The 26,353-nt window shown below is 70.3% G+C and carries 23 protein-coding genes; 14 read left to right on the top strand and 9 right to left on the bottom strand.

Annotated features, from left to right (window positions below):
* Positions 1-87: 87 nt before the first annotated feature.
* From ACVFYP_RS24705 to mutS, 3 genes are read right to left on the bottom strand one after another with little or no spacing between them, the layout of a single operon-like run.
* Positions 88-783 carry a DUF4410 domain-containing protein gene (locus ACVFYP_RS24705; RefSeq protein ID WP_499202893.1) on the bottom strand — a complete coding sequence of 232 codons (696 nt, stop codon included), beginning with the start codon at positions 781-783 and terminating at the stop codon, positions 88-90.
* Between the two features lie 55 nt (positions 784-838).
* Positions 839-3,628 (bottom strand): [protein-PII] uridylyltransferase, encoded by a 2,790-nt coding sequence (locus tag ACVFYP_RS24700; RefSeq protein ID WP_499202892.1) that lies wholly within the window; start codon positions 3,626-3,628, stop codon positions 839-841.
* Between the two features lie 5 nt (positions 3,629-3,633).
* On the bottom strand, positions 3,634-6,360 hold the full coding sequence (gene mutS / locus ACVFYP_RS24695; RefSeq protein ID WP_499202891.1) for a DNA mismatch repair protein MutS: 2,727 nt from the start codon (positions 6,358-6,360) through the stop codon (positions 3,634-3,636).
* Positions 6,361-6,592: 232 nt separating this feature from the next.
* On the opposite strand from mutS, the gene ACVFYP_RS24690 reads away from it, so the two are divergent.
* Genes ACVFYP_RS24690 through ACVFYP_RS24675 form a run of 4 tightly spaced genes read left to right on the top strand, consistent with a single transcriptional unit; the run spans position 6,593 to position 11,010 of the window.
* Positions 6,593-8,902: an NADP-dependent malic enzyme gene (locus tag ACVFYP_RS24690; RefSeq protein ID WP_499202890.1), complete on the top strand. Its 2,310-nt coding sequence runs from the start codon at positions 6,593-6,595 to the stop codon at positions 8,900-8,902.
* Positions 8,903-8,904: 2 nt separating this feature from the next.
* Positions 8,905-9,336, top strand: coding sequence for a DUF488 domain-containing protein (locus ACVFYP_RS24685; protein WP_499202889.1), 432 nt, complete (start codon positions 8,905-8,907; stop codon positions 9,334-9,336).
* Between the two features lie 55 nt (positions 9,337-9,391).
* A complete protein-coding gene (locus ACVFYP_RS24680; RefSeq protein ID WP_499202888.1) occupies positions 9,392-10,540 on the top strand; it encodes a PQQ-dependent sugar dehydrogenase in 1,149 nt (382 codons plus the stop codon).
* Positions 10,537-11,010 carry a GNAT family N-acetyltransferase gene (locus ACVFYP_RS24675; protein WP_499202887.1) on the top strand — a complete coding sequence of 158 codons (474 nt, stop codon included), beginning with the start codon at positions 10,537-10,539 and terminating at the stop codon, positions 11,008-11,010. Before ACVFYP_RS24680 ends, ACVFYP_RS24675 begins: the two co-directional genes overlap by 4 nt.
* Before the next feature lie 6 nt (positions 11,011-11,016).
* Here the strand turns inward: ACVFYP_RS24675 and ACVFYP_RS24670 are convergent, their stop codons facing one another.
* The 4 genes from ACVFYP_RS24670 to ACVFYP_RS24655 all read right to left on the bottom strand — a co-directional run bounded on the left by ACVFYP_RS24670 (position 11,017) and on the right by ACVFYP_RS24655 (position 15,845).
* Complete coding sequence (locus tag ACVFYP_RS24670) at positions 11,017-12,711, bottom strand: solute carrier family 23 protein (protein ID WP_499202886.1); 1,695 nt, start codon at positions 12,709-12,711, stop codon at positions 11,017-11,019.
* 103 nt (positions 12,712-12,814) lie between these two features.
* Positions 12,815-14,104: a bifunctional folylpolyglutamate synthase/dihydrofolate synthase gene (locus tag ACVFYP_RS24665; protein WP_499202885.1), complete on the bottom strand. Its 1,290-nt coding sequence runs from the start codon at positions 14,102-14,104 to the stop codon at positions 12,815-12,817.
* Entirely contained in the window at positions 14,101-15,039 is a 939-nt protein-coding gene (gene accD, locus ACVFYP_RS24660) for an acetyl-CoA carboxylase, carboxyltransferase subunit beta (protein ID WP_499202884.1), read from the bottom strand. The genes ACVFYP_RS24665 and accD overlap by 4 nt, the downstream gene beginning before the upstream one ends.
* Before the next feature lie 143 nt (positions 15,040-15,182).
* Positions 15,183-15,845: an outer membrane protein gene (locus ACVFYP_RS24655; protein ID WP_499202883.1), complete on the bottom strand. Its 663-nt coding sequence runs from the start codon at positions 15,843-15,845 to the stop codon at positions 15,183-15,185.
* Between the two features lie 103 nt (positions 15,846-15,948).
* Between ACVFYP_RS24655 and ACVFYP_RS24650 the strand changes: the two genes are divergently transcribed.
* Both ACVFYP_RS24650 and ACVFYP_RS24645 read left to right on the top strand, forming a co-directional pair.
* Positions 15,949-16,434, top strand: coding sequence for a DUF2975 domain-containing protein (locus ACVFYP_RS24650; RefSeq protein ID WP_499202882.1), 486 nt, complete (start codon positions 15,949-15,951; stop codon positions 16,432-16,434).
* Positions 16,434-16,640 carry a helix-turn-helix domain-containing protein gene (locus ACVFYP_RS24645; RefSeq protein WP_499202881.1) on the top strand — a complete coding sequence of 69 codons (207 nt, stop codon included), beginning with the start codon at positions 16,434-16,436 and terminating at the stop codon, positions 16,638-16,640. The genes ACVFYP_RS24650 and ACVFYP_RS24645 overlap by 1 nt, the downstream gene beginning before the upstream one ends.
* A gap of 119 nt (positions 16,641-16,759) precedes the next feature.
* On the opposite strand, the gene ACVFYP_RS24640 is transcribed toward ACVFYP_RS24645, so the two are convergent.
* Positions 16,760-18,220 (bottom strand): catalase, encoded by a 1,461-nt coding sequence (locus tag ACVFYP_RS24640; RefSeq protein WP_499202880.1) that lies wholly within the window; start codon positions 18,218-18,220, stop codon positions 16,760-16,762.
* A gap of 165 nt (positions 18,221-18,385) precedes the next feature.
* Here ACVFYP_RS24640 and ACVFYP_RS24635 point away from each other — a divergent pair, with 165 nt between their 5' ends.
* The 8 genes from ACVFYP_RS24635 to ACVFYP_RS24600 all read left to right on the top strand — a co-directional run bounded on the left by ACVFYP_RS24635 (position 18,386) and on the right by ACVFYP_RS24600 (position 25,679).
* Positions 18,386-19,291, top strand: a complete 906-nt coding sequence (locus ACVFYP_RS24635; RefSeq protein ID WP_499202879.1) for a LysR substrate-binding domain-containing protein — start codon at positions 18,386-18,388, stop codon at positions 19,289-19,291.
* Between the two features lie 372 nt (positions 19,292-19,663).
* Positions 19,664-21,154, top strand: a complete 1,491-nt coding sequence (gene hydA / locus ACVFYP_RS24630; RefSeq protein ID WP_499202878.1) for a dihydropyrimidinase — start codon at positions 19,664-19,666, stop codon at positions 21,152-21,154.
* A gap of 114 nt (positions 21,155-21,268) precedes the next feature.
* The gene (locus ACVFYP_RS24625; protein ID WP_499202877.1) at positions 21,269-22,159 is read left to right on the top strand and encodes a hypothetical protein; all 891 of its coding nucleotides are present in this window, start codon (positions 21,269-21,271) and stop codon (positions 22,157-22,159) included.
* A gap of 35 nt (positions 22,160-22,194) precedes the next feature.
* Entirely contained in the window at positions 22,195-23,250 is a 1,056-nt protein-coding gene (locus ACVFYP_RS24620) for a PstS family phosphate ABC transporter substrate-binding protein (RefSeq protein ID WP_499202876.1), read from the top strand.
* Positions 23,251-23,273: 23 nt separating this feature from the next.
* Positions 23,274-24,005, top strand: a complete 732-nt coding sequence (locus ACVFYP_RS24615; protein ID WP_499202875.1) for a hypothetical protein — start codon at positions 23,274-23,276, stop codon at positions 24,003-24,005.
* A 30-nt stretch (positions 24,006-24,035) separates the two neighbouring features.
* A complete protein-coding gene (locus tag ACVFYP_RS24610; protein ID WP_499202874.1) occupies positions 24,036-24,470 on the top strand; it encodes a hypothetical protein in 435 nt (144 codons plus the stop codon).
* A 27-nt stretch (positions 24,471-24,497) separates the two neighbouring features.
* Positions 24,498-24,812: a hypothetical protein gene (locus ACVFYP_RS24605; protein WP_499202873.1), complete on the top strand. Its 315-nt coding sequence runs from the start codon at positions 24,498-24,500 to the stop codon at positions 24,810-24,812.
* 66 nt (positions 24,813-24,878) lie between these two features.
* Positions 24,879-25,679, top strand: coding sequence for a bestrophin-like domain (locus ACVFYP_RS24600; RefSeq protein ID WP_499202872.1), 801 nt, complete (start codon positions 24,879-24,881; stop codon positions 25,677-25,679).
* A gap of 26 nt (positions 25,680-25,705) precedes the next feature.
* Here ACVFYP_RS24600 and ACVFYP_RS24595 read toward each other — a convergent pair whose 3' ends face one another.
* A complete protein-coding gene (locus ACVFYP_RS24595) occupies positions 25,706-26,305 on the bottom strand; it encodes a hypothetical protein (RefSeq protein WP_499202871.1) in 600 nt (199 codons plus the stop codon).
* Positions 26,306-26,353: the final 48 nt, after the last annotated feature.

Raw genomic sequence — 26,353 nt, 5'->3', positions numbered from 1 at the left:
ATGTCGCCAGCAAGCGCGCCTATAAGTTGAAGCCCGCTCATGGTCCCCGCCAATCCGATTTCGTATCGAGATGGATTGGAGAGAACCTCAGCGCCAGCCCTGCGCGGTGGCATAGGCCACAATCCGGTCCGCCGTGCCACGCGCCAGCGCGCCGATTTCCTGCGGCCCGCGGGCCTCGCCCATGGCGCCGCGGATCGCGGTGCCGGCGACCACCATGCCGGCGCCACGCCCTGCGCCGATCACGCCGCCGGGCATGCGGCCGCTATCGGCATCCAACGCAAAACTGTCCACCTGGCGCGGCTCGGTCGTCGCGCTGTCCTGGAAGGCCAGCATCGCGGTCCCTGCCACCCGGCTGGCGCCGAGGCCGAAGCCGACGACGGTGCGGCGGGCGCGGTTGCCTTCCTGCAGCGCGCTGAACTGGCCGCGCACCAGCAGGCGGGGCGTGGCGGGGCTGGCCTCGGCGGCCGGCACTGCGGCAAAGCCGCGTTCGCGAAGGGCGGTGACCAAAGCGGTCTGGAAGCCGGCGACGGCCTCCTCCGCCGCCGTGCGGCGGGCGGCGCGGTCGTCGCCGCCCATGGCGCGCTGCGCGCGCAGCAGCGGCGCGCTGTCCAGCGTCACCTGGCTGGGATGAAGTGCGAAGCGCTCCACCACGATCTGCGCCGGCGCCGGCAGCCGTTCCGCCACGGGCTGGCCGGGCACCGGCGTGGCCATGGGGGCGACATTCGCCTGGGCGCAGGCGCCAAGAAGCAGCAAGGCGAACAGGGCGGACAGGCGATGGGTCATGGGGCGTTTCCTCTGGAGAACGCCCCTTTTGTACCGCAAGCGGTTCAGAAAGTGTTCAGACGATCCGCACGGACCCGTCATTCGGCATGTCCGGCGCGCCGAGCGCCACCAGCAGGGCGCTGCGCAGCGCCGCCAGCTTGCGTTCGTTCTCCACCTTCAGTCCGAAGACGTCCTTCACATAGAAGACGTCCACCGCCCGCACGCCATAGGTGGTGATATGGGCGCTGGCGATCTGCAGCCCCTGGCCGCTGATCGCCGCCGTCACCGCATGCAGCAGCCCCGGCCGATCGCGGCCGTTCACCTCGATCACCGTGTGGGTGTTGGAGGCGTGGTTGTCGAGCACGACGCGCGGCGGGATGGTCACCGCCCGCAGCCGCGCCGGTTCGCGCCGCAGCTTGGCGATTTCGCTGTCCAGCCGCAGGCGGCCGGAGAGGGCCTGTTCGATCAGCACCGAAAGCCGCGCCAGACGGTGCGGCGCGTCGAAGGCGCCGCCGGCGGCGTCCTGCACCCAGAAGGTGTCGAGCGCCATGCCATTGGTCATGGTGTGGATGCGCGCATCGACGATGGAAGCGCCGGCCACGGCCAGGGCGCCGGCGATGCGGCTGAACAGGCCGGGATGGTCGGAGCAGTAGACCGTCACCTCCGTGACCGAGCGCGCCTCGATCACGCGGGACCGGACGGTCAGCGGCGCGTTCTCCGCCTCCGCCTCCCGGATCATCTCCGCATGGCGGGCATGGGTCTCGGGGTCGAAGGACAGCCAGTAGCCGGGATAGCCGAGGCCGAGGAAGAAATCCGTCTCCGCCTGGGTCTGGTGCGTCAGCAGGCTGGCGGCGGCGGCGCGGGCGCGTGCCACGCGGGTGTCGCGTTCCGGCACGGAAAGCCCGCCGGCGAGCACTTCGGCCACGCGCCAGTACAGCTCCCGCAGCAGGGTCGCCTTCCAACCATTCCAGACTTTCGGGCCGACCGCGCGCATATCAGCGACGGTCAGCACCAGCAGCAGCCGCAACCGTTCGGGCGACTGCACCGTCTCGGCAATATCCAAAATGGTCTTGGGGTCGTCGATATCGCGCTTGAAGGCGGTCTGGCTGATCAGCAGGTGGTTCAGCACGAGCCAGGAGACGGTCTCCGTCTCCTCCGGCGATAGACCGAGGCGCGGGCAGATCTCCTGCGCCACCTGGGCGCCGAGTTCCGAATGGTCGCCGCCGCGGCCCTTGGCGATGTCATGCAGCAGGACGGAGACATACAGCGCCCGGCGCGACTGGATCTGGCCGATCAGCTCGGAGGCGACGGGCGCGATCTCGTTCAGCGCGGCGCCTTCCAGCTGGGACAGCACGCCGATCGCCTCGATCGTGTGCTCCTCCACCGTGAAGACATGATAGGTGTCGAACTGCATCAGCCCGACGATGCGCGCCCAGTCCGGCATGAAGCGGGACAGGAAGCCCACCTCGTTCAGCACCCGCATGAAGCGCGCCGGGTCGCGCCCGGTCAGCAGGTCGAGGAACAGGGCATTGGCCGGCGGATCGTCCCGCAGCTGCACCGCATAGCGCGCATTGCGGATCAGGGCGCGGTGGGCGAGGGGGTGGATTTCCAGATTGCGGTCCCGCGCCGCGCGCACCAGGCGCAGCATGATGGCGGGGTCCTCGGCGATATTGCGCTCCGGCGCGAACAGCACCTTGCCATCGGCCAGCGCCATCCCGGCCTGCGACAGCGCGGCATCGCCGGCGGGCAGCACGGCGGGGGGGCCGAGGGCGGCGCGTTCCAGCGCGGGTTCCAGCAGGCGGGTCAGGCGCACCACGTCCCGCGCCGTCAGGAACAGATGCTTCATGAAGCGCTCGACGCCGTCCTGCACACCATGCCGTGTGTATCCCATGCGGGCGCCGACGACGGGTTGCAGGTCGAAGGTCAGGCGTTCCTCCGCCCGGCCGGTCACGTAGTGCAGGTGGAAGCGGACGGTCCAAAGGAAGTTCCAGGCGCGGCGCACCGCGCGCGCTTCCTGCGGCGTCAGCAGCCCGCCGCCGGGGCTGTCCGGCCCCACCAGCTCCGGCATGCGCTGCACGCCGAAGGCATGGCGGGCCAGCCAGTACAGGGTTTGCAGGTCGCGCAGCCCGCCGCGGCCTTCCTTCACATGCGGCTCGACCAGGAAGGGGCTTTCGCCGTAGCGGGCGTGGCGCGCCTGGCGTTCGGCGCGTTTCGCGGCGAGGAAGGGGGCGAGGCCACTGGCCTTGCGGGCGGCGGCGAAGGCGATGTCGAAACGCTCGAAGACGGGCCGTTCGCCGGCCAGGAAGCGGGCATCGATCAGCGCGGTCTGGATGGTGACATCACCCCGCGCATCCTCCAGGCATTCAGGCAGGCTGCGCGTGGCGTGCCCCACCTTCAGCCCGAGATCCCAGAGCAGATAGAGCAGGAATTCGACGGAGCGCCGCCCCTGCGGGCCGAGCGGCTGGTCGGACAGGAACAGCAGGTCGATGTCGGAATAGGGGGCCAGAACGCCGCGACCATAGCCGCCGGTGGCGATCAGGGCGAAGGGGGGTTCGGACTGTGCCTCCGCCGGGCTGGTACAGCTCGCCAGGGTATAGGCGTGGATGGCGGAAACCAGCCCATCGGTGAGCGCCGCCAGCCAGCGGGCGGCGCCCAGGCCGGACAGGTCATGCGCCTCGAAGGCTCGTTGGACCCGGCCCTGGATGCGGCCCAATTGTCGCCGCAGCAGGCCGAGCGCGACGTCACGGGCGACGGGGCGACCGTTCTCGACCAGCCCTGCGATCAGGTCCGGAAGGACCTCGGGCGGTTCGGCAGGTAGCGCGAGTGCGGCCGCCTGGGTGGGCGGTTGGCCGAGGCTGGCGATCATTCCTGTCACACTACCGTGTCACCTGTCTCAGCAACAGGGTTCTCTTGCTGCGCTGCGATAACTTCCGCCGCCGTATCGTCTTTTCCAGCCGCCAGGGCTTTGAGGCGGTAGAGCGCATCCTGCGCCTCTCGCGGCGAAAGCGCATCCAGATCGATGCTGGCAAGCTCCGCGTGCAAAGGGCTCAGTGGCTGTGCCTTGGCCGGGGCGGGCTGGGCGAACAGCGGCAACTCCTCCGCCAGCGTGTCCGCGCCGCCGGCCCGGGCGCGGGCTTCCAGCGCCGCCAGTACTTCCGCCGCGCGCTTCAGCACCGGGCGGGGCACGCCGGCCAGTCGCGCCACATGCACGCCCCAGCTGCGTTCGCTGGCGCCGGGGCCGACCAGGTGCTGGAACACCACCTCCCCCCGCCATTCCCGCACCTGCATGCGGGCCAGCTGCAATTCCGGCAGGCGCCCGGCCAGCGCCGTCAATTCGTGAAAGTGGCTGGCAAAGACGGCGCGGCAGCGGATGCGGTCGTGCAGCGCCTCCAGCACCGACCAGGCGATGGCCAGGCCATCCCAGGTCGCGGTGCCGCGCCCGACCTCATCCAGCACCACCAGGGAACGGGCGGTGGCCTGGTTCAGGATGGCCGCCGTCTCCGCCATCTCCACCATGAAGGTGGATCGCCCGCCGGCGATGTCGTCGCCGCCGCCGACGCGGGAGAACAGCCGATCCACCAGCCCCATCCTTGCCCGCGTTGCCGGCACGAACAGGCCTGACTGGCCGAGCACGACCATCAGCGCATTTTGCCGCAGCCAGGTGGATTTGCCGGCCATGTTGGGGCCGGTCAGCAGGCACAGGCGGCGGCCCGGCGACAGGTCGCAGTCATTGGGGACGAAGGCGGGACCGCGCGCGCGTTTCTGCACCGCTTCCACCACCGGGTGCCGCCCGGCGGTGATGCAGAACTCCGCGCGCTCCGTCAGTTCGGGCCGGCACCAGCCGCCCTCGGCGGCCAGCGTCGCGGCGGCGGCGTGCAGGTCCAGCTCCGCCAAGGCGCGCGCCGCCTCTGCGATCTGGCTGCCCTGGCGCAGGGCCAGCGTCTTCAGATGGGTGACGCAGGTGCGTTCGCGAGTGGTGGCGCGCTCCCCGGCCTCCGCCACCTTGCGGTCCAGCTCGGCCAGCGCCGTGCAGGTGAAGCGCATGGCATTCGCCATGGTCTGGCGATGGATCGGCGCCATGGCGCCGCTGGCGGGCGGGGTCTGCACCAGCTTCTGGCCGGCCACTGCCGGTACCTCCGCCAGGAAGCCGAATTGCTGGTGGTGGCGGATTTTCAGGCTGGCGACGCCCCAGGCCTGGGCGAGCTCCATCTGCAAGGCGGCCACCGCCTCCCGCGCCCCATCGCGCAGCCGGCGCAGGGCATCGAGCTCGCCGTCATAGCCGGGGGCGATCACCCCCCCATCTTCCAGCCGCGCCGGCATTTTTTCGAGGTTCAGCGCCCGGCCGAACTCTTCGGTGAGACCGGGATCGAGCCGCAAAGCGGCTTCGGCCGCCTCGATCAGCGGCGGGCCGGGCAAGGCGGCTTCGGCCAGCGCGGCCCGCACCGCCTCGGCACGGGCAAAACCATGTGCCAGCGCGCCCAGGTCGCGCGGGAAGAAGCGGTCGAGCGCCAGGCGGCCCAGCGCGCGGGCCATGTCCGGCGCGCCCTTCAGCGCGGCACGCAGCCCGGCCCGCACGGCCTCGGCCTCCAGCAGGAAGGACACGGCATCATGCCGCGCGCCGACCGCCTCCGCCTCCGCCAGCGGCGCGGCCAGCCGCGCGGCGAGCTCGCGGGCGCCGGCGGCGGTCAGGGTGCGATCGACGGCGGCAAACAGCGTGGCCTCCGTGCCGCCGCGCTGGTCCCGCAGAATCTCCAGGCTGCGCCGCGTCGCCGCATCCAGCGCCAGCGTGCCGGCGGCGCCCGCCTGGGGGCGGGGCGGGTCGAGGCGCGGCAGGGCGCCGGCCTGGGTTTCCCGCACATAGGACAGGGCCAGGGCGGCGGCGGCCAGTTCGGCGTCTGTGAAGCGACCAAAGCCATCCAGCGTGGCGACGCCAAACGCCTCCCGCAACAACCGGCCCGGGTCGCGCGGCGGGGCGCGTTCGGCGATGCGGCCGGGCAGGCGCTGGGCGAGGTCGGGCAGTTCCGCCAATTCGCGCGGCGCGCAGGCCTCCACCGGCTCGATCCGCGCCAGCAGCGCGCCCAGATCCTCCCGCGCCAAAGCCATCGTCTCGAAACCGCCGGTCGAGACATCCACCCAGGCGGCGGCGAAGCCCGGTCCGACCTCGGCCAGGGCCAGCAGCCAGGCGGGGCGGGCGGCGTCGAGCAGACCGTCCTCCGTCACCGTGGCCGGGGTGACCACGCGCACCACCTCGCGCCGCAGGGTCGAGGCCTTGCGCTTCTTCGCCTGTTCCGGCGTTTCCATCTGGTCGCAGATGGCGACCCGATGGCCCTGGCGGATCAGCCGGGCGAGGTAGGATTCCCAGGCATGCACCGGCACGCCGCACATCGGCACCGGCTGGCCGCGATGCTCGCCGCGGAAGGACAGGGCGATGTCGAGCGCATCGGCGGCGATGCGCGCATCGCCGAAGAACATCTCGAAGAAATCGCCCATGCGGAAGAAGACCAGCGCATCGGGATGCGCATTCTTCGCCACGAACCATTGCGCGAGGGCTGGGGTGGCGCCTTCGGCCGGCGGGATGTCGTCGTCGGGGTTCGTCACGCTCCATCCCTAAACCGCCGCGCCCGCGCTGCGAAGGTGGGAAGCGGTACTTACCCTCATGCGTCGGGCGCCGCCTCCGGCGGCTTGGCTGCGCGGCATCGGCCGCGGCAGCCGTTCGGCCATGCTTACCCCCCCAAAGCCCCCCAACGCAGCTGCGAAGCGCCTGTCTTCCCAGGCCCGCCGCAGGCTGCAATGAAGGGGGGAGAGACGTGAGTTGGGGAAGACACGCACCATGGATGACGCGCGCAAGGAACCGGGCGAGGCGCTGGCGGATACCCGCACCGCCCGCATCACCGACCAGGAAGCGCTGGCGATGCATGCGGAGGGGCGGCCGGGCAAGCTGGAGATCCGGCTGACCAAGCCGCTGACCACGGCGCGCGACCTGTCGCTCGCCTATAGCCCCGGTGTGGCGGCGCCCTGCCTGCACATCCACAAGGACCCGGCGCTGGCCTATGACTACACCAGCAAGGGCAATTTCGTCGCCGTCATCAGCAACGGCACCGCCGTGCTCGGCCTCGGCAATCTCGGCGCGCTGGCCAGCAAGCCGGTGATGGAGGGCAAGGTCGCGCTGTTCAAGCGCTTCGCCGACGTGGACGGCATTGACCTCTGCGTCGACACGGAGGATGTGGACGCCTTCGTCAATTCGGTGCGCTACCTCGGCCCGTCCTTCGGCGGCATCAATCTGGAGGACATCAAGGCCCCCGAATGCTTCGTCATCGAGCAGCGGCTGCGCGAGCTGATGGACATTCCGGTCTTCCACGATGACCAGCACGGCACGGCCATCGTCGCCGCCGCCGGCCTGATCAATGCCTGCCACCTGACCGGCCGCGACCTGAAGACGGTGAAGCTGGTGATCAACGGCGCCGGCGCGGCGGCGGTGGCCTGCGCCGAGCTGGTGAAGGCCATGGGCATCCACCCGCAGCATGTGATCCTGGCCGATACCAAGGGCGTGATCTATCGCGGCCGGACGGAGGGCATGAACCAGTGGAAGTCGGCCCATGCCGCCGACACGCAGTGCCGCACGCTCGCGCAGGCCATGGAAGGCGCCGACTGCTTCATGGGCCTGTCCGTGAAGGGCGCCGTGACGCCCGAGATGGTGCGGTCCATGGCCGCCCATCCGATCATCTTCGCCATGGCGAACCCGGACCCGGAGATCACGCCGGATGAGGCGCGCGCCGTGCGGCCGGACTGCATCATCGCCACCGGGCGCAGCGACTATCCGAACCAGGTGAACAACGTCCTCGGCTTCCCCTTCATCTTCCGGGGCGCGCTGGACGTGCGGGCTTCCACCATCAACGATCAGATGAAGGTCGCCGCCGCGAACGCCCTGGCGCTGCTGGCGCGCGAACATGTGCCGGAGGAAGTGGCCGGCGCCGGTGCCGGCAAGTCGCTGCGCTTCGGGCCAGAGTACATCATTCCGAATGCCTTCGACCCGCGCCTGATCAGCCGCATCCCGCCCGCCGTCGCCAAGGCGGCGATGGACAGTGGCGTGGCGCGCAAGCCGATCATGGACCTGCACCGCTACGCCCGCGATCTGGCCGGGCGGATGGATTCCACCGCCCATGCGATGGAGGTGATCGCCGAGCGCGTGCAGGCGAACCCCCGCCGCGTGGTCTTCGCCGAAGGGGAGGAGGAGCGTGTGATCCGCGCCGCCATCGCCTTCCGCAATGCCGGCTACGGCACCCCGGTGCTGGTGGGGCGCGAGGACCGGGTGAATGCCGTGGTGGCCGGCCTCGGCATCGCGATGCCGGAGGGGATCGAGATCCACAACGCCCGGATCTCCGACCGCAACACCGCCTATGCCGCCTGGCTCTATGCCAAGAAGCAGCGCGAGGGCTTTTTGCAGCGCGACTGCCAGCGGCTGGTGAATCTGGACCGCAATGTATTCGCCGCCTGCATGGTGGCGGCGGGCGATGCGGATGCGATGGTCACGGGCGCCACGCGCAGCTACGCCGCGGCGCTGGAGGGCGTGCTGACGGCGATCGATCCGGCGCCCGGCACGGTGCTGTTCGGGCTGACGCTGATGCTGGCGCGGCGGTCCGGCACCGTGCTGGTGGCGGATACCGCCATCCATGAACGCCCGGATGCGCCGACGCTGGCCGAGATCGCCATCCAGGCCGCCGCGGCCGCGCGGCGTCTGGGGCATGAGCCGCGCGTCGCCTTCCTGGCCTTCTCCACCTTCGGCGACCCGAAGGGCAGCATCCCGGGCAATGTCCGCGACGCGGTGAAGCTGCTGGACCAGCGGCAGGTGGATTTCGAATATGACGGCGAAATGGCCGCCGACGTGGCGCTGGACCCGGGACTGCGCGCCGCGCTGTACCCCTTCTGCCGCCTGACTGGCCCGGCCAATGTGCTGGTGATGCCCGGCCTGCACGCCGCGCATATCCTGACCAAGGCGGCCCCGCGCCTGACCAGCGCCCAGACCATCGGGCCGCTGCTGATGGGGCTGTCGGCGCCGGTGCAGATCGTGGGGATGGAGGCTGGGGTGAACCAGATTCTGGACCTCGCCTGCCTCGCGGCGCATGCGGCCCTGCCGAAGTAGAGATGGCGGGGCCGGTCTTCACCATCGGCTATGAGGAGGCGACGCCGGCGCGGCTGATCGCCGCGCTGCGGGCCGAAGGCGTCACCACGCTGGTCGATGTCCGGGCGCTGGCCAATAGCCGCAAGCCCGGCTTCGCCAAGCGGGCGCTGGGCGCGGCGCTGGCGGAGGCGGGCATCGCCTATCAGCACGTGCCCGCGTTGGGCACGCCGGCCGAGGGCCGCGCGGCGGTGCGCGCGGGCCGCCCGGCCGAGATGCGCCGCATCTTCGGGGCAAAACTGGCGGGGCTGGAGGGGCAGGCGGCGCTGGCCGCGCTCACCGCCCAGGCGCGGGGGGAGCGGGTCTGCCTGCTGTGTCTGGAAGCCGACCCGGCGCAGTGCCATCGGACCCTGGTGGCGGAGGCGGTGGGCTTGCCGATCCGGCACCTGACGCCCTAGGCCGGTCCGGCTCAGCCTGCGCGATGACGTATTCTTGGGTCGCAGGACCAGCTCGATGCCTTACATCGGTGTCATGATCCGACCCCTCCTCACCCTCGCCGCCCTGCTCCCCCTTTTCAGCCCCCTGGCCGCCAAGGCGCAGGAGGGGGAGGTGGTGCGATCGGAACGCGCCAGCTTCCGCCTGACCACCTTCGCCACCGGGCTCGAAAGACCCTGGGGCGCCGCGCTGCTGCCGGATGGGCGGCTGCTGGTGACGGAGCGGCCGGGCCGGCTGCGGATCGTCGGCCGCGACGGCGCTGTCTCCGCCCCCCTCTCCGGCGTGCCGGAGGTTGAGGCCGCCGGCCAGGGCGGGCTTCTGGACGTGGCGCTCGGCCCGGATTTCGAAACCAGCCGCGAGATTTTCCTCTGCCAGGCCATGGTGGTGCAGGGCGGGGCCCTGACCCGGCTGGTCCGCGCCCGGCTGGGCGAGGCGGGGCTGGAGGCGGTGACGCCGATCCTGGATGCGACCCCGGCGCAATCCTCCGGCCGCCAGCATTACGGCTGCCGCATCGCCTTCGGCGCCGACGGGCGACTGTACCTCGCGACCGGCGACCGCAATGTGGACCGCATGCGCTCCCAGCGGCTGGACGACCTGGCGGGCAAGGTGATGCGGGTGGACCGGGAAGGCCGGCCGCAGCGGGACAACCCCTTCGCCGACCGTGCCGGCGCGCGGGCGGAGGTCTTCACCTATGGCCACCGCAACCCGCAGGGCATGGCGTCCAATCCCTGGACCGGCACGATGTGGCTGGTGGAGCACGGGCCGCGCGGCGGGGATGAACTAAACATCCTGCGCCCCGGCGCGAATTACGGCTGGCCGATGGTCACCCATGGGGTGAACTACTCCGGCACCCCGATCAGTGACCGGCAATCGGCCCCGGGCATGGAAGACCCGCAGCGGGTCTGGACCCCGGTCATCAGCCCCGCCGGCATCGCCTTCTACGACGCCACCGCCTTCCCCGAATGGCGCCGCAGCCTTTTCATCACTGCGCTGAACCAGCCCGGCCTGGTGCGCCTGACCACGGATGGCGACCGGGTGACGGGGGAGGAGCGCCTGCTGTTCGACCTGCGCGTCCGCATGCGGGACGTGTTGGTGGCGCAGGATGGCGCGCTGCTGGTGCTGACCGATGAGGCGCGCGGCCGCATCCTGCGGCTGGCGCCGGAGTGACCCTGCCGGAGCTGGTCTTCCGGCCCGCCGAGGCGGGTGAGGGCCAGATCCTTTTCGACCTGACCTTCCTCTCGGTCAGCGGCCTGGCGGCCGGGCATTATTCGGCTGCCCAGATCGCCGGCTGGATGGGCGCGCGCACGCCGGCGACCTATGAGGCCATGATCGCCCAGGGCGGCACGGTCGTCGCTGAGCGGCACGGCGTGATCCTGGGCTTCGTCGATGCCGTGCCGGGGGAGGTCACACGCCTGTTCCTGCACCCGGATGCCGCGGGCGGTGGGCTGGGCCGGCGGCTGCTGGAGATTGGTATCGCTGGCGCACGGCGCGGCCATGCCGGGCCGGTCCGGCTGGATGCGACATTGAATGCCGAGGGTTTTTATCAGCGCTGCGGCTTTCGGCGCATCGGCACCGGGGTGTTTTCCCAGGGCGACAACCCGATCGCGATCGTGACCATGGAACTGCCGGCGGCCTGACAAACGTCAGTGGTCGTAATGCAGCCGTAGCTCCTGCCGCCCATCCGGCAGCACCGCCTCGGTCGTGCGGTCGGCGGCGCGGCGCAGCATCAGCGCGGCGAGGCGGGCGGCCAGCGCCGCGTCCTCGGCATCCTCCAGCCGCGGGGCCTTCCCATCGGCGGGCAGCAGCGCCTCCCCCGCCCAGCGCAGCGTGGCGTCCAGGTTGAATTCGTCGAAGCGCGCCGTCAGCTCGACCGCCGCGCGAGGGGCGAGCAGGCCGGGCAGGGCCTGGGCCACCTCCTCCAGCGCCGCTTCCAGTCGCGCCACCACCTCCGCCCGCGCGCCCCAGGCGGCGCCGGACTGGTGGGCGAAGTCCTGGAGCACCACCGCCCCATCTTCCGGCCGCCAGACCAGCCGGCGCTGCTGCGCGGCGCCGATCCGGAAGGCCGCGACCAGCCCCAGCGCGACGACCATGGCGAGGACCAGGGAGGAGGAGACCAGCAGCCGCGCCGCCGGCGGCAAACTGGCAAAAATCTGCGGCGCGGCGTCGTAGGACAGGCCGATCACCAGCGCCGCGCCGACCACCAGGGTGCGGCGCGCATCCATCAGCCGCTGGGTGACGATGCCCATGCCGGTCACCGCGATGAAGGCCGCCGCGAAGAACAGCGCCGCCCCCAGCACCCCGCGCGGCACGGCCAGAACCACCGCCGCCGCCCCCGGCACCAGGGCAAGGCCGATCCATAGCGCACCCACCGCCAGCCCGACCCGCCGCGCCGTGACCCCGGTGGCGATGGCGAGGCCGACACTGGCCGTGTAGCTGTTCACCCCCGGAACGCCGAGCAGGCCGGCCAGGCAGGTGCCGAGCCCATCGGCCAGGGCGCCGGCCCGCATCTGCCCGTAATCCGGCCGCCGCCAGTGCGGGTCGGTCGCCCTCTGACAGGCCACCACATCGCCGCAGACCCGCACCAGACAGGCCAGCGCGCCCATGGCGAAGCCGGGCAGCAGCGTCCATTCCAGCGCCGGCATCGCCACCGGCCAGCTCGGCAATTGCCAGGCCACCGCCACCGGCAGCAGCACGCCGCCGGTGGCGAGCACCGTTCCGACATGGGTGGCGAAGCCCAGCACCAGCCCGGCCAGCACCGCCACCGGGCGCCAGCGCGGCCCGCCCCAGATGGTGGCCCCGATGATGACCAGCAGCGCGACCGCAGTGGCCGGCAGGTCATCCGTGCCGCGATCCTGCCCCGGCCCGAAGCCCAGCATCAGCCGCAGCGCCAGCAGGCCGAGGGCGACGCCAATCATCAGCACCACCAGCCCGACCAGCTCCGTCGGCAACCAGGGCCGCAGCCGCTTCACGGCGAAGGACAGCAGCACCTGCGTCACCCCTGCCATCAGCGTCATTGCCGCGACGGCTCCAAGCCCGCCCAGCTGCGCGGCGATCAGCGTCGGCGGCAGGTAGATGGCGGTGAAGACGGAGGGCAGCAGGAAGCCGGAGCCGACGCCATGTCGCCCCCAGGCCTGCAACAGCGTGCCAAGGCCCAGCGCCAGCATGGCCAGCGACAGATAGGAGGAGAGCATGGCCGGATCGGCGCCCGCCGCATCGGCGACGATCAGCGGAAAGACCAGGGTGACGGAGCCGAGGCCGATATGCTGGAGCGCGGCCGGCCAGAGGATGCCGGGCGGCGGCGCACTGCGCAGCGTCCAGCTCGTGGTGGTGTGCTCCATCCGCCTCCCTATCGGCCTGACCTGAATGGCCTCTGCGGGCCGATGGCGGGGGAAGACTACACGCGAAGGTTGCGAAGTGTGAACCGATCTGGCGCCGGCGCCATCACATCTCGAGCTTCAGCACTTCCCCGGCAAGATAGAGGCTGCCGCAGATCAGCACCCGGGCCGGGCCGCCAGCACGGGGCAAGGCGGCCAGCGCCTGGGCCACGGTGCCGCCCGGATGTGCCGTGCCACCGCTGGCGGCGACCACGCCCTCCACGCTCATCGCCAGATGCTGGCCGGGCTCGGCGACGGCCCAGAGGCTGCTGGCCACCGGGATGATCGGGGCGAGGAATTCCGGGACCTGCTTGCCGGCCTTCATGCCGACCAGCACATGCAGCGGCCGGTCGCCAAAACTCTCGCGGATATGCTGGCCGAGCACCACGCCGGCGCCGGCATTATGGCCGCCATCCAGCCACAGCTCCCAATCCGGTGGCAGCAGCGCCGCCAGCCGCCCGGTCAGGCGCTGCATCCGCGCCGGCCACTGCGCTTTGGCCACGCCTTCGCGGATCGCGGCCTCGGTCAGCCAGGGGGGGTTCCAGCCGCGCAGGGCGGCGATGGCGATCCCGGCATTGTCCGCCTGATGCGGGCCGATCAGGCCCGGCCGCGGCAGGTCGAGGGTGCCGGCCTGGTCGCGGAAGGTCAGCGTGCCATCGGCATGGCGCGTGACGTCCCAGGCCTTGCCGCGGGCCGACAGGGGCGCGCCCTGGGCCGCGGCCTCCGCCTCGATCACCGCCAGGGCGGCGGGCGGCTGGGCGCCAGTGGCGCAGGGCACGCCGGGCTTGATGATGCCGGCCTTCTCCCAGGCAATTCGGGAAATGTCCTCGCCGAAGAAGTCCATGTGGTCGAGGGAGATGCTGGCGATCGCGGCGGCCGCCGGGCGGTCCACCACATTGGTCGCGTCGAAGCGCCCGCCGAGGCCAACCTCCAGCACCAGGAGGTCGGCCGGGACGCTGGCGAAAAGATGCAGGGCGACGGCCGTCGTCACCTCGAACACCGTGATCGGCAGGCCGGCATTGGCCTGTTCCACATGCTCCAGCGCCGCGATCAGCGCCGGTTCCGTCACCAGCTCGCCGGCCAGCCGGATGCGTTCGTGGAAGGAGACCAGATGCGGGCTGGTAAAGACATGCACGCGCAGCCCGGCGGCTTCCGCGATGGCGCGCAGGAAGGCGCAGGTGCTGCCCTTGCCATTGGTGCCGGCCACATGAACCACTGGCGGCAGCCGCCGCTCCGGATGGTCCAGCGCCGCCAGGCAGCGCTGCAGCCGGTCCAGGCTGAGGTCGATCAGCTTCGGATGCAGGCTGTGCAGCCGGTTGATGATCTCCTCGCTGCGCGAGGCGGGTAGCTCGGTCACGCCGGCTTCACGGCCTCGGGCATCGACTCGGCGGGCTCCGGCGCGGGCAGGGCTGGCAGCGGCTCCGGCGTCGGCTCGCCCGGCAGGGTCGGTTCGCGCAGCAGGGAAATCACCTGGGCCAGGGTGGCGCGCATGTCATGCCGCTTCACCACCATGTCCAATATGCCATGTTCCAGCAGGTATTCGGCCCGCTGGAAGCCTTCGGGCAGCTTCTCCCGCACCGTCTGCTCAATGACGCGGGCGCCGGCGAAGCCGATCAGCGCATTCGGCTCGGCGATCTGGATGTCACCCAGCATGGCGAAGCTGGCGGTCACGCCGCCCGTGGTCGGGTCGCAGAGCACGACGATGAAGGGCAGCCCGGCCTCCTTCACCATGCGCGTCGCGATCACGGTGCGCGGCATCTGCATCAGGCTGATGGCGCCTTCCTGCATGCGGGCGCCGCCCGAGGCGGTGAAGACGATCAGCGGCGCGTCCTGCAACACGGCGAGCTTGGCCGCCGTGACCAGCGCCTCCCCCACCCCGGCGCCCATGGACCCGGCCATGAAGCCGAATTCGAAGACGCCGAGCACCGCCTTGCGCCCCAGGATCTGGCCCTGCGCCACCAGCACCGCGTCATCCATGCCGGATTTCTGCTGGGCTTCCTTCAGCCGGTCGGCGTATTTGCGCTGGTCGCGGAAGCGCAGCGGGTCGGCCGGGGCCTTCGGCAGCTCGATGCGCGACCAGCCCTCATCCAGCGTCGCCTTCACCCGCGCGGCGGCGGACAGCCGCATGTGATGCCCGCAATGGGTGCAGACATGCAGGTTCCGCTCCAGGTCGCGGTGGAAGATCATCTGCTCGCAGGACGGGCATTTGTGCCAGAGATTGTCCGGCACCTCCCGCGGCTGCCCGAACAGGGCTTTGACCTTCGGCAGCGCCCAGTCGGAAATCCAGTTCATCTGTCATGCCCTCAAGCGCCGGGCGCCGGACCCCGGCGGACCCCGTACAGGCCCTCGTCACGCGCCGCCAATATCGGGGCGGAGGTAGGAGCAATGGGGGTCGCGGCGCAAGAGGGGGCCGGCTGGCGGCCCGCGAAGCCAGGTCAGAAACGCCGGTTCAGGCCGATCCGCAGCGCATGCAGATCAAGCCGGTGGTCCCAGCCCGGCCCGCTGGCCGGCGGCAGCACCAACTCCTTCCGATAGGCGTGCCAGGCATAATCCGCCCGCACCCGCCAATCCGGCGCCACCGCATGCTCCACGCCCAGCCCCAGCACCAGGCCCAGCGTGGTGCCGCTGGCGCTGGCGCGGGAGGAGGTGCATGCGCCGGAACAGCTCTCCGTCGTGCTCGCCTCGAATTGCGCCAAACCGGCACCGGCCCGCAGGAACAGCAGCGTCTGCGGGGTGGCCAGCCAGCCGAGCCGGCCGGTCGCCGCGCCATGCAGGCCGAGCGAGGCTTCGCTGCGCACCGCCCCCGTCGCATTGGCGCTTCCGACATCGCCGGACTGGCCCAGATGACCAAGTTCCAGTTCCAGCCCCAGCACCAGGCGGTTGCGCTGCCAGTTATAGCCGGCCTGCACGCCACCGAGCGCGCCGCGCGTCTCCGCCTGCCAGGCGCGCGGCCCGTTGATCTCCGTGATGTCGTCGCCGCCCCCGGCATAGCCGAGATGCAGGCCGAGATAGGGGCCGGTCCAAACCTCCGCCCTTCCGGCGGCCGGCAGAAGACATAGGGGGGCGATCAAGAAGGCATTGCGCAGCAGGCGGGTCATGGCCTCTCCTTGTCGTTGCGGACGATAACCGCTACGATTTGCATCAATGTTTTTATGTTTTACGATAAGGATCGGCGCGCGGTCAACGCCGCCGTGGCACGACATGACGCTCGACCGGCTCGGCCTGACCCTGCGCCTCGCCACCCTCGCGGTGGTCGCCCTGCTGCTGCTGATCCCGCTGGTCGGCCTCGCCGCGCCCGGCGCCGTGCCGACCAACATGGCATTTCGGCACGTCGCCTCGTTGCCGCTGCCGTCGCGCTTGCCGGCGTCGCTGGCCCTGGCGCTGCCCTACCTCGCCACCGCGCTCGCCTTCGCGCAGCTGCACCGCTTCGCCACCAGGCTGCACAGCATGGAATTGTTCACCCTGGGAGCGGCCGAGGCGCTGCGACGTTTCGCCGGCTGGCTGCTGCTGGCGGCGCTGCTGTTGCCGGCGGCCCGCCTCGCCGCCCTCGGCCCCAGCGGATTGCTGGCCCCGGCCCCGCTGCTGGGCAGCGCCGTGGGCCTGGCCATCGGCCTGGTCTTCCTCAGCTTCGCCGCGGTGCTGCGCGAAGCCACGCGCGCCATCGAAGAGAATGCCACGATCATCTGATGCCCATTATCGTCCAGCTCGACATCATGCTCGCCCGCCGCAAGATGCGCTCCCGCGAACTGGCGGCGCGCATCGGCATCTCCGAGGTCAACCTCTCCCTGCTCAAGACCGGCCGCGTCAAAGGCATCCGCTTCGAGACGCTGGAGAAGCTCTGCCGGGAACTGGACTGCCAGCCGGGCGACCTGCTGGTGCACGTGCCGGAATAGGGCATTTTCCGGCCACGCGACGTCACAAAGCGAGACGGAAACGCGCGAAACGCCCGGACCTGCTGGAGCATGTCCGGGCGTCGAGGGCACGTGGGCCGATCGTTCGATCGGCCCGGCAGCTATTCCGCCGCCTGAGCCATCTGCCTGCGGCTGGCCACCGCGGCCCGCACCCCGGCGCCGTATTCCGGATGCACCTGGTCGAACAGCACGCATTGCCGTTCCACGATGAAGTCCGGCACGCCACCCATGGCATCGGCGATATTGTTGAACAGCCGCTGCCGCTGCGCCGCGTCGAACAGCCCGAACAGCGCCCGGGGCTGGCCGAAATCGTCATTGCCGTCGCGATGGTTCCAGCGCGCCGCATCGCCCGAAATCCGCAGCGGCGGCTCCGCCACGGACGGATCCTGCGTCGGCCCGCCAAAGCTGTTCGGCTCGTAATAGGCGTCCGGATTGCCGGTGTCGTTCTGGAAGAACCGCATGGCGCCGTCCTTGTGGTAATGCGCCACCGGCACCTTCGGCGCATTCACCGGCAGGGCCTCATAATGCGTGCCGATGCGGTGCCGATGTGCGTCGGCATAGCTGAAGATGCGCGCCTGGAGCATCTTGTCGGGGCTGGCGCCGATGCCGGGCACCAGGTTGGAGGGGCTGAACGCCGCCTGCTCGATCTCCGCGAAGTAGTTGTCGGCGTTGCGGTTCAGCTCCATCACGCCGATGTCGATCGGCGGATAGTCCTTGTGCGGCCAGACCTTCGTCAGGTCGAAGGGGTTGTAGGGCGTTTTCTCCGCATCCGCCTCCGGCATGATCTGCACCTGCACCTTCCAGCGCGGGAACTCGCCGCGCTCGATCGTGCCGAACAGCGCCTCCTGGTAGCTTTCCCGGGTCTGGCCGATCACCGCGGCGCTTTCCGAATTGGTGTAGTGCCGGTGGCCCTGCATCGTCTTGAAGTGGAACTTCACCCAGAAGCGCTCACCGGCGTCGTTCCAGAAGCCATAGGTATGGCTGCCATAGCCATTCATGAACATCGGCGCCGTCGGGCAGCCACGATCCGACATCAGGATCGTCACCTGGTGCAGGCTTTCCGGGCTCAGCGACCAGAAATCCCACATGGCGGTCGGGCTGCGCAGATGCGTCTTGGGATGGCGCTTCTGGGTGCGGATGAAGTCCGGGAACTTCAACGGATCGCGCACGAAGAACACCGGCGTGTTGTTGCCGACGAGGTCCCAGTTGCCGTCCTCGGTGTAGAACTTGATGGCGAAGCCGCGCACATCCCGCTCGGCATCCGCCGCGCCCAACTCCCCGGCCACGGTGGAAAAGCGCAGCAGCAGCTCGGTCTTCTTGCCAGGCTGCAAGGCCTTCACGCGGGTGTACTTGCTGATATCGCCGGTGATGGTCAGCGTGCCATGCGCGCCCCACCCCTTGGCATGCACCACCCGCTCCGGAATCCGTTCGCGGTTCTGATGCGCCAGCTTCTCGAGCAACTGCCAGTCCTGCAGCAGCACCGGGCCGCGCGGGCCGGCCGTCAGGCTGTTCTGATTGTCGGCGATCGGCGCGCCCGCCGATGTCGTCATGCGCTGGGTCATGGAACCTCTCCCTGGTTGGTTGATGGCCCGGGGAGGCTAAACCCTTCACACCTCCCCCTGGAAATCGGAACGATCAACCGCAACGATTGATGCCATGCATGACACAACCGCCTCCTCCCCTGGTAAAGACAATGACCAAGGCCAAACCAGGGAGGTCCGCACCCGATGAACCTGCGCGACCTGCGCTATGCGCTGGCCGTGGCGGAACAACGCCACTTCGGCCGCGCCGCCGAGCTGTGCCACATCAGCCAGCCCACCCTCTCCACCCAACTCCGCAAGCTGGAGGAAGAACTGGGCGTGGTGCTGTTCGAGCGCACCAACAAATCCGTGGCCCCCACCGCCGCCGGCGAAGCCCTGCTGGCCCATGCCCGCACCGCCATCGACGCCGCCGACGCCATGCTGGCCCTCGCCCAGGCCTCCCGCGACCCGCTGCGCGGCCGACTCCGCCTCGGCGTCATCCCCACCCTCGCACCCTACCTGCTGCCCCTGGTCTTCGGCCCTCTGCGCGACGCCCTGCCCGACCTGGTCGTCGAACCCTGGGAAGACGTCACCACCGTCCTGATCGACCGCCTGCGCAGCCACGACCTGGACGCCGCCCTGCTCGCCACCGACATCGACAGCCCCGACCTCGAAGCCCGGGACCTGTTCCACGAACCCTTCCTCGCCGCCCTGCCCCCCGACCACCCCCTGGCCAGCCAGGACCGCATCCACGAAGCCGACCTCGCCCCCGACATCCTGGTACTGGCCGACGGCCACTGCCTGCGCGAACAAGCCCTGGCCGCCTGCGGCCATATCGGCCTGCGCGCCGGCGCCCTCCGCGCCGCCTCCCTTTCCACCCTGATGAACATGGTCGCCGCGGGCTACGGCACCACCCTGATCCCCGGCCTCGCCGCCGGCATCGCCCGCGACACCGGCATCGCCCTCCGCCCCCTGCACGGCAACACCGGCCGCCACATCCGCCTGATCGCCCGCACCACCTTCCCCCGCCGCGCCGCCATCCACGCCATCGCCACCCTCATCCGCAGCCGCCTCGCCCCCTTCGCCGAAGGCGCGGCCGAGGGCGATGTCTGAAGGGTCTTGGCTTGGGGGAGGTGGCGCTGGGTGATTGCAAGGAGGGCTCTGCCCTCCCTGCACCCTCCCGCCAGGAGGCAGAGGCCTCCTGGACCTCAGGACCTTGAACGGAAAAGGAGAGGGGCCTGAGCGACCGCTTGTTCGCCGCGCCCGTTGGCCCCTCTCCTTTTCCGTTCATGAATCAAAGGGTTCCAAGGGGCCACTGCCCCTTGGCGGGAGGGTGTGGGGAGGACAGCGTCCTCCCCGCGAACAACCCGCGCTGCCCTTCCCCAAAGCCATTCCCTCAGGACATCGTCATCCGGCCCGCGTCCTCCGGTGGACAAGGGCTGGGTGGATGCGCACGGTGGCGGTTTGGTGAGAGGGGTTGGGGTGATGGTGGAGCGGGCGTTTGATCTGGTCGTGCGGGGTGGTGTGGTGGCCACGGCGGCGGAGGTGTTTGAGGGGGATATTGGCATTCTCGGCGGGCGGATTGTGGCGTTGGGCCGCGGTTTGTCGGCGGGGCGGGAGGAGGTGTCCGCGCGGGGCATGATTGTCACGCCGGGGGGGTTGGACCCGCATTGTCATCTGGAGGAGTTGGGCCAGGACGGGTCGGTGCATGAGGAGAGTTTCGCCAGGGGTTCGGCGGCGGCGCTGGCGGGTGGGACGACCTCGTTCATCTGTTTTCTGCCGCAGTGGAAGGGGCATTCCCTGGCGGCCAGCGCCCCGGGCTATGAGGCGCGCGCCGAAAAGTCGCGCTGTGACTATTCCTTCCATCAGATCATCACCGATCCGACGCCGGAGGTGCTGGAGCGGGAGATTCCGGCCTTGATCGCGCGGGGTGTGCGCAGCCTGAAGGTGTTTCTCACCTATGATCCGTTGCGGCTGGACGATGCGCAGCTGATCCAGGTGCTCGCGGTGGCGCGGCGGCACCAGGCCTTTGTCACCATCCATGCGGAGAACTACGAGGCGATTGGCTGGCGCATTGATGCGCTGCTGAAGGCCGGGCTGACGGACCCCTTGCAGCATGCCTGGTCGCGCCCGCCGGTGGTGGAGCGGGAGGCGACGCATCGCGCGATCGCGCTGGCGGAGCTGGTGGACCAGCCGGTGCAGATTTTCCACGTGAGCTGTGAGGAAGCGGCGGAGGAGATCGCCCGGGCACGGGCACGTGGCGTGAAGGTCTGGGGCGAGACCTGCCCGCAATACCTGACCCTGTCGCATGACGACTTGCAGGGGCCGGATTTCGCGGGCGCCAAGGCGGTCTGCTCCCCGGCTTTGCGGGCGAAGGGCGAGAACGAAAAGGTCTGGCGGCGCATCCTGGATGGCACGCTGGATGTCGTCTCCTCCGACCATTGCGGCTTTTCCTTCACCACGGCGAAGCGGGCGCCGGGCAGTGGCGGCTATGGCATGGGCAGTGCCAATCTGCGCGCGGATGGCACGCCGGCCTTCAATGCCATTCCGAATGGCGTGCCGGGCATCGAGACCCGGTTGCCGGTGCTGTTCAGCGAGGGTGTGTCGAAGGGCCGCATCGACCTGCCGCATTTCGTCCGGCTGAGTTCCGCCAATGCGGCGAAGCTGTTTGGACTGGGTGGCCGCAAGGGCAGCCTGATGCCGGGGGCGGATGCTGATCTGGTGGTCTGGGACCCGGATGCGGAGCGGACCATACGCAACGCCGATCTGCACCACGCCATCGACTACACACCGTGGGAAGGCTTCGCCGTGAAGGGTTTCCCCAAAGTCACCATTGCCGGTGGCAAGGTGGCGGTGCGGGACGGCGAAGTTCTGGCGCAGCCGGGTGATGGGCGGTTCCTCGCACGCGGTGCCTATGACCTGGCGAAGCCGAGCGGCCGCGTGCCGGATGGCTTCGACGCGGCCTCGGTCGGGTAGACTTTCGTCGCGCTGCAACATGAAGCGGCGCGACCTTCACGGTTTTACAACCACTCCCGGTCATTCTCTGGTCGTCAGCCGATGCGCTGCTGACGTTCAGGGGCGACACAGACCGTGGCGATCGAACTGAATCTGCGGGACGAGCCCGCGCCCTATCTGATGGCACGGCCTTTGGCCGCGCGGCGGCGGCAGGCAGCCCTGCCGCTGGCGGGTTTCGTGCTGGGGGCAGCGGGCGCCACGGCGGCGCTGCTGTTCTTCTGGCCAGGCACGCCAAGCTCCGCCGGTTCCACCGTGCCGGCGGTGGTGCTGGCGGTGGAGGACCGCGCCGCGGCGCTGGACACGCTGTTGCGCCAGACCTCGGCGCAGATGGCGGTGCAGGTGGGTCGCGCCGAAAGCGCCGCGCAGCTGGCGGAGGCGAGCGCGCAGCGTGTCGCCACCTTGTCCGAACATGGCCCGATGGCCGATCGCTTCATGATGGCGGCTCTGGTGCTGCAATCCAGCGTGGCGACTCAGCGCCCCTGGCTGCGGGAGTATCAGGCGATGGTGGCGCTCGCCCCGCCGGGCGCGCTGCCGCGCCCGCTGGCGGAGGTGCTGGCCAGCCATGCCGCGCGTGGCCTGCCCAGCGAGGCGGAGTTGCGCGACCGTTTTGCGATCCTGGCGCCGCAGCTTCTGGCGCGCGCGCCCAGCGGCACCTCGATGCTGGAACAGGCCGGCGGCACGATGCGTGGCTGGCTGGCGGGCTTTGGCCTTGTGGCGCCGCCCGAACCCGGCGCGCAGGCCGCGGCCATTGCCGGCATCGGGGAACATTTGCGGCGCGGCAATCTCGCCTCGGCGGTGGCCGATGCGGGCGCGCTGGACCCTGCCCTGCAGCCCTTGGTCGCCGGCTGGCTGGCCCAGGCGCGGGCGCGCATGGCGGTGGAACAGGCGGTGCAGGAGACGCTTCTGCGCGCGCTCGGGCCGCCCACACCGCCACCCAGCCTCGCCACCGCAGCCCGGCGGCCCTGATTTCCTTCCCGTCCCTTCATCGTCCGGAGTCCAACATGGGCCGTTTCCGCAGCCTTCTGATCGGCTTGGCGCTGGCTGCCGGCGTTGTGGCGCCTGCCGCTGCGCAGGGCACGATGCGCGACCGCCTGGTCGTCATCAGCTCCACCTCCGCCGGCACCGTCGCCCGCATGCTGGGAGCCAGCTTCACCGAGCGCTTCGAGGGTGTGCTGGAGCCGACCCGGCGTGCCCTGCCCAGCACCGCGGCGATGGAGCTGTTCTGCGCCGGTATCGGGCCGCAGACGCCGGACATCGCGATCATGGTGCGGCGCATGCCGCGCACCATGCTGGAGACCTGCCAGGGCAATGGCGTGCGCGATGTGATCGAGCTGCGGCTGGGCCTCAGCGCCGTGCTGCTGGCGGTGCGGCGTGGTGAGGCGACGCCGAGCCTGACCTCGCGCCAGGTGTGGGAAGCGCTGGCGGCGGAGCGGATCGACGATGAGGAGTTCGTGCCGAACCGGCGCGCCCTGTGGTCCGATGTCGCGCCGAGCCTGCCGCGCAGCGAGATCCGTGTGCTGGCACCGAATCTTGGCACCGGCACGAACGGGCTGTTCGAGGATATGGTGCTGGAGGGTGGCTGCCGCGACGTGAAGGCGATCCGGCTGCTGTTCGAGGCCGCCTATCGCCGCGGCAAATGCGTCACGGTGCGCGAGGATGGCCGGGTGCAGCGCATGGGCGGGCTGGAAGTGCCGGCCGCGCTGCTCGCCGCCCCGCCCGGCACCATCGGCGTGATCTCCTTCGACCAGCTTCTCGCCAGCGGCGGAAATCTGGTGGCGCTGTCGCTCGATGGCGTCCTGCCGACCCAGGCCTCGATCTACGCGCAGGACTATGTCGCGACGCGCACTGTCTATCTCTACGCCAAGCGGCAGCACACGCGGCTTCAGGAAGGCGTCGGCGTGGTGCGCGGTATCCGTGAATTCCTGAACGAGGCGACCAGCGAAGCAGCCTCCGGCCCCGGCGGCTACCTCTCCATCACCGGGCTGGTGCCGCTCGGCCCCGGGGAGCGTGCCGCGCAGCGGCGCATCGCCGAGCGCCTGACCCTGATCTCCCGATGACCCGAATGCAGGAGCGCCGCGCCATGCTGAAGTCCCTTCCCGCACGTCGCGCCACGGCTTGGCTGCTGGCTGGCGCGCTCGCCACCCTGCCGCTGTCCGCGGATATGGCGCAGGCGCAGTCCGCGGCGCCGGAGGATCGCACCAGGGTCACCGTGCCGTTGCAGGATCTGCCCGACAGCGTCGGGCTCGGCGAGCGGGCGGAAGCGTTGTGGGGCAGCGTGCTGGACCTGTTCGGCGCCAGCGGCGGCGCCAGCCACTTCATGCGCCGCCACGGCGCGCTGAATCGCGGCCGGTCGCAGGATGATGACTTCACCTGGCTGATGGACATCGCCGGCTACAAGCTAAAGGAGATCGAGAGCAGCATCGGCCTGATCCCGAGCTTCGGCCTCACCTTCGGCCAGGCGCGGGAGCTGACGGAAGCCGACCGCGACTATGTGGAGCGCATGCTGGAACGCCACGCGGCGCGTAATCCCGGGCCGATGGCGCTGGTGCAGCGGACCATCGTGCGCGGCATTCTGGATGCAACGGAAATCGGCGGCTTCACCGTGGACAAGGTGGATGTCGACCTGTTCCCGCTGCCCCGCGTGAAGTTCGTGCTGACGCCGACGGATGCGCCGCTGGGCATCGAAGCCAGCCGCATCCTGCGCGCCATCGACCGGTTGAATGCGCGGGTGCAGGGCATGTCGACGCAGCCGCAGGGCATGGACATGCCGCGCCAGCCGCAGCCGCCCTCGCTGCGCCCCGCGGCCCTGTAACGCCACGACGTGGCGCGGAGAGATCTCGATATGCATGCTCCCGACCAGGATGGCCGGATGCGCTTCGCCGAGCTGGTGAAGCTGCAACTGCAAGGCCGGCGCTTCCTCGATCGTGTTGAGGAACGCCGACTGCTGGAGGAAGGCCTGACCCGCTACGGCCTTCGGCTGGAGGAGGCGAGCGGGCTGTTGCGCGCCGCGGCGGAGCAGGACGGGATCACGCTGGAAGCCGAGCTCGGGCGCTCCTCCGGCATGCTGCTGAAAACCATGGCGGATCGTCGTGGCCGTGTCGCGCGACCGGATTTCGACAAGGCGGTCGCTTTCTACCGCGCCCGCGCCGGAGATGGGCTGACGCCCAAGGACGCGGCGCGGCGGGTGAAGCGGCAGATGGAGGAGCTGGAACTTCAGCCCAAGCCATCTGGTCGCCTGATCCGCACGCGGCGCTGGTATCGCGCGATCGATGGCTGATTTTTTCCACCATCAAGGGATCATCCGATGAAGACGTTTCTTGCCGCTTTGCTGTTGTTGGGTCTGGCGCTGGCGCCGCAGGCCGCCCGGGCGCAGGGCGGTGGAGCGCTGACGACGCCCGCGATTCCCTCCGTCACCCTGCCCTCGGTGACCCTGCCGGGGATTGCGCCGCAGCGTGTCACGGCGGGCCATGCCATGGCGCTGGGGGTCGGGCTGTTCGCCGGCGCGCTGGCAGGTTCCGCGCTGATTCATGGCGGCGCGCTGGCCACCACGATCGGCGCGGCGGCCGGGCTCGTCATCGGCCATTGGGTCTGGACCGAAGCGGATATCGACGTCGACTGAAGGTGATGACGCTGCGGTGGCCAGGATGGCCCCGCGGCGTGTCCGCCTGCCCAGGAGGGGCATGACTTGGAACTTTCCCTGCCACACCACATCGCCGCCATGTCGTGGTGGATGGCCATCGTCCTGACCACCGCGGTGCCGCTGGTTCTGGCGCTCGGCCTCGGCCACGTCATGCATCAGATCTTCACGCCGCAGGAATTGGCCGCGAATGTTCAGATCGGCGCGGTGAAGTACGGCTTCGTGGTGGAGATCTACGCCGTCGTTGCCGCTCTCGCCTTGGTGGGCGCCTGGGACATCTACCAGACCTCGCGCGACAACCTGCAACAGGAAACCACCGGCCTGTACATGCTGGCGCTGTCGGTGGACTCATTCAGCGGGCCGGATTTCGCGGCGCTGCGGCAGGAGATGCGCGGCGCCATCCGGCTTTATGCCGGCGCGGTGGTGGCGCAGGACTGGCCGGCGATGCAGGCGGGCCAGCCGAGCGCCGGATCGGAGATCGCCTTCCAGCATCTGTCGCGCACCTTCCTTGATGCCAATGGCACCAATGCCAGCCAGCAGGCGCTGGGTCAGGTGATGCCGACCTGGCTCGCGCAGGTGGCGGAAGCGCGCGTCGCGCGGCTTTCGGTGATGTCGCGCAGCCTGTCAGGGCTGATCTGGGCGCTCGTGCTGACCGTCTCCGTCGCCACCATCAGCTTCCAGTGGTTCTTCGGCGGCGGCCATGTCGCCCTTCACTACACCATGGGCGCAGTGATCGCGCTGATCGTCGGCGCGGTGCTGCTGGTGGCGCTGAAACTCGCCTTTCCCTTCGTCGGCGACGCGGCCTTGCTGACGCCGCGCCCCTTCCTGGCCTTGATGGAGGTGACGTGATTCCCCGCCCTTTAATGGCCCCGCCTTCAATGACCTCCACGCGGCGCGTAGCGCCAGCGCTGGAACAGAATCAGCAGAACGGCGAACAGCCAGAAATTCAGCAGCGCCAGCATCCAGGCGAGCAGATGGATGGCGTAGTGCAGCAGCAGCGCCGTGCTGGCGGCGAGCAGCAGGAAGGCGGCCAGCGCGCGCAGCCGGGCCCAGCCGCGCCACCAGCGCAGCGCCGCCAGCGGCCCGCTGGCCAGCAGCAGCAGCGCCAGCCCGGCGGGCACCGCGCCCCATCCGCCCTGGCGGAGCTGGTCCAGCGCCTGCGCCAGGGTCGCCCGCCCTGGCAGGCCGCGCTGCGCCAGGAAGCCCGGCAGGTCGAGGTTCCACGGCCCCTCCGCCACCAGGATGCGCGACAGGTGGAAATCCTCGCCATGCGGCACGGCGAACAGCAGCGCGATGCCACTGGCGAGCCCCGCGGCCAGCGCCAGCACATGCAGCAGCGGCACCGCTTCGGCATCGGCGGGCGCCAGCAGGCCGTACAGAATGCTGGCCAGTCGCAACACGCCAAGCGCGAGCAGCATGGCCAGCGCGGCCTCCGCGCCGCTCCACAGAATCGTCCCGATGCCGCCAAATGCCATGCGCCGAAGCTAGGTCGGATGGCAGGGCTGCGTCCATGGGTTGTGGCG

The sequence above is a fragment of the Roseomonas sp. F4 genome, assembly GCF_053891155.1.
Note: the sequence above shows the minus strand (reverse complement) of the source record. Positions and strands in the feature narration are given on the sequence as shown.

Coding starts and splice junctions, on each gene's coding strand:
- ACVFYP_RS24705 (WP_499202893.1), bottom strand. CDS start 783: ATGACCCATCGCCTGTCCGCCCTGTTCGCCTTGCTGCTTCTTGGCGCC.
- ACVFYP_RS24700 (WP_499202892.1), bottom strand. CDS start 3,628: ATGATCGCCAGCCTCGGCCAACCGCCCACCCAGGCGGCCGCACTCGCG.
- ACVFYP_RS24690 (WP_499202890.1), top strand. CDS start 6,593: ATGGATGACGCGCGCAAGGAACCGGGCGAGGCGCTGGCGGATACCCGC.
- ACVFYP_RS24685 (WP_499202889.1), top strand. CDS start 8,905: ATGGCGGGGCCGGTCTTCACCATCGGCTATGAGGAGGCGACGCCGGCG.
- ACVFYP_RS24680 (WP_499202888.1), top strand. CDS start 9,392: ATGCCTTACATCGGTGTCATGATCCGACCCCTCCTCACCCTCGCCGCC.
- ACVFYP_RS24670 (WP_499202886.1), bottom strand. CDS start 12,711: ATGGAGCACACCACCACGAGCTGGACGCTGCGCAGTGCGCCGCCGCCC.
- accD (WP_499202884.1), bottom strand. CDS start 15,039: ATGAACTGGATTTCCGACTGGGCGCTGCCGAAGGTCAAAGCCCTGTTC.
- ACVFYP_RS24655 (WP_499202883.1), bottom strand. CDS start 15,845: ATGACCCGCCTGCTGCGCAATGCCTTCTTGATCGCCCCCCTATGTCTT.
- ACVFYP_RS24650 (WP_499202882.1), top strand. CDS start 15,949: ATGACGCTCGACCGGCTCGGCCTGACCCTGCGCCTCGCCACCCTCGCG.
- ACVFYP_RS24645 (WP_499202881.1), top strand. CDS start 16,434: ATGCCCATTATCGTCCAGCTCGACATCATGCTCGCCCGCCGCAAGATG.
- ACVFYP_RS24640 (WP_499202880.1), bottom strand. CDS start 18,220: ATGACCCAGCGCATGACGACATCGGCGGGCGCGCCGATCGCCGACAAT.
- ACVFYP_RS24635 (WP_499202879.1), top strand. CDS start 18,386: ATGAACCTGCGCGACCTGCGCTATGCGCTGGCCGTGGCGGAACAACGC.
- hydA (WP_499202878.1), top strand. CDS start 19,664: ATGGTGGAGCGGGCGTTTGATCTGGTCGTGCGGGGTGGTGTGGTGGCC.
- ACVFYP_RS24620 (WP_499202876.1), top strand. CDS start 22,195: ATGGGCCGTTTCCGCAGCCTTCTGATCGGCTTGGCGCTGGCTGCCGGC.
- ACVFYP_RS24615 (WP_499202875.1), top strand. CDS start 23,274: ATGCTGAAGTCCCTTCCCGCACGTCGCGCCACGGCTTGGCTGCTGGCT.
- ACVFYP_RS24610 (WP_499202874.1), top strand. CDS start 24,036: ATGCATGCTCCCGACCAGGATGGCCGGATGCGCTTCGCCGAGCTGGTG.
- ACVFYP_RS24605 (WP_499202873.1), top strand. CDS start 24,498: ATGAAGACGTTTCTTGCCGCTTTGCTGTTGTTGGGTCTGGCGCTGGCG.
- ACVFYP_RS24595 (WP_499202871.1), bottom strand. CDS start 26,305: ATGGCATTTGGCGGCATCGGGACGATTCTGTGGAGCGGCGCGGAGGCC.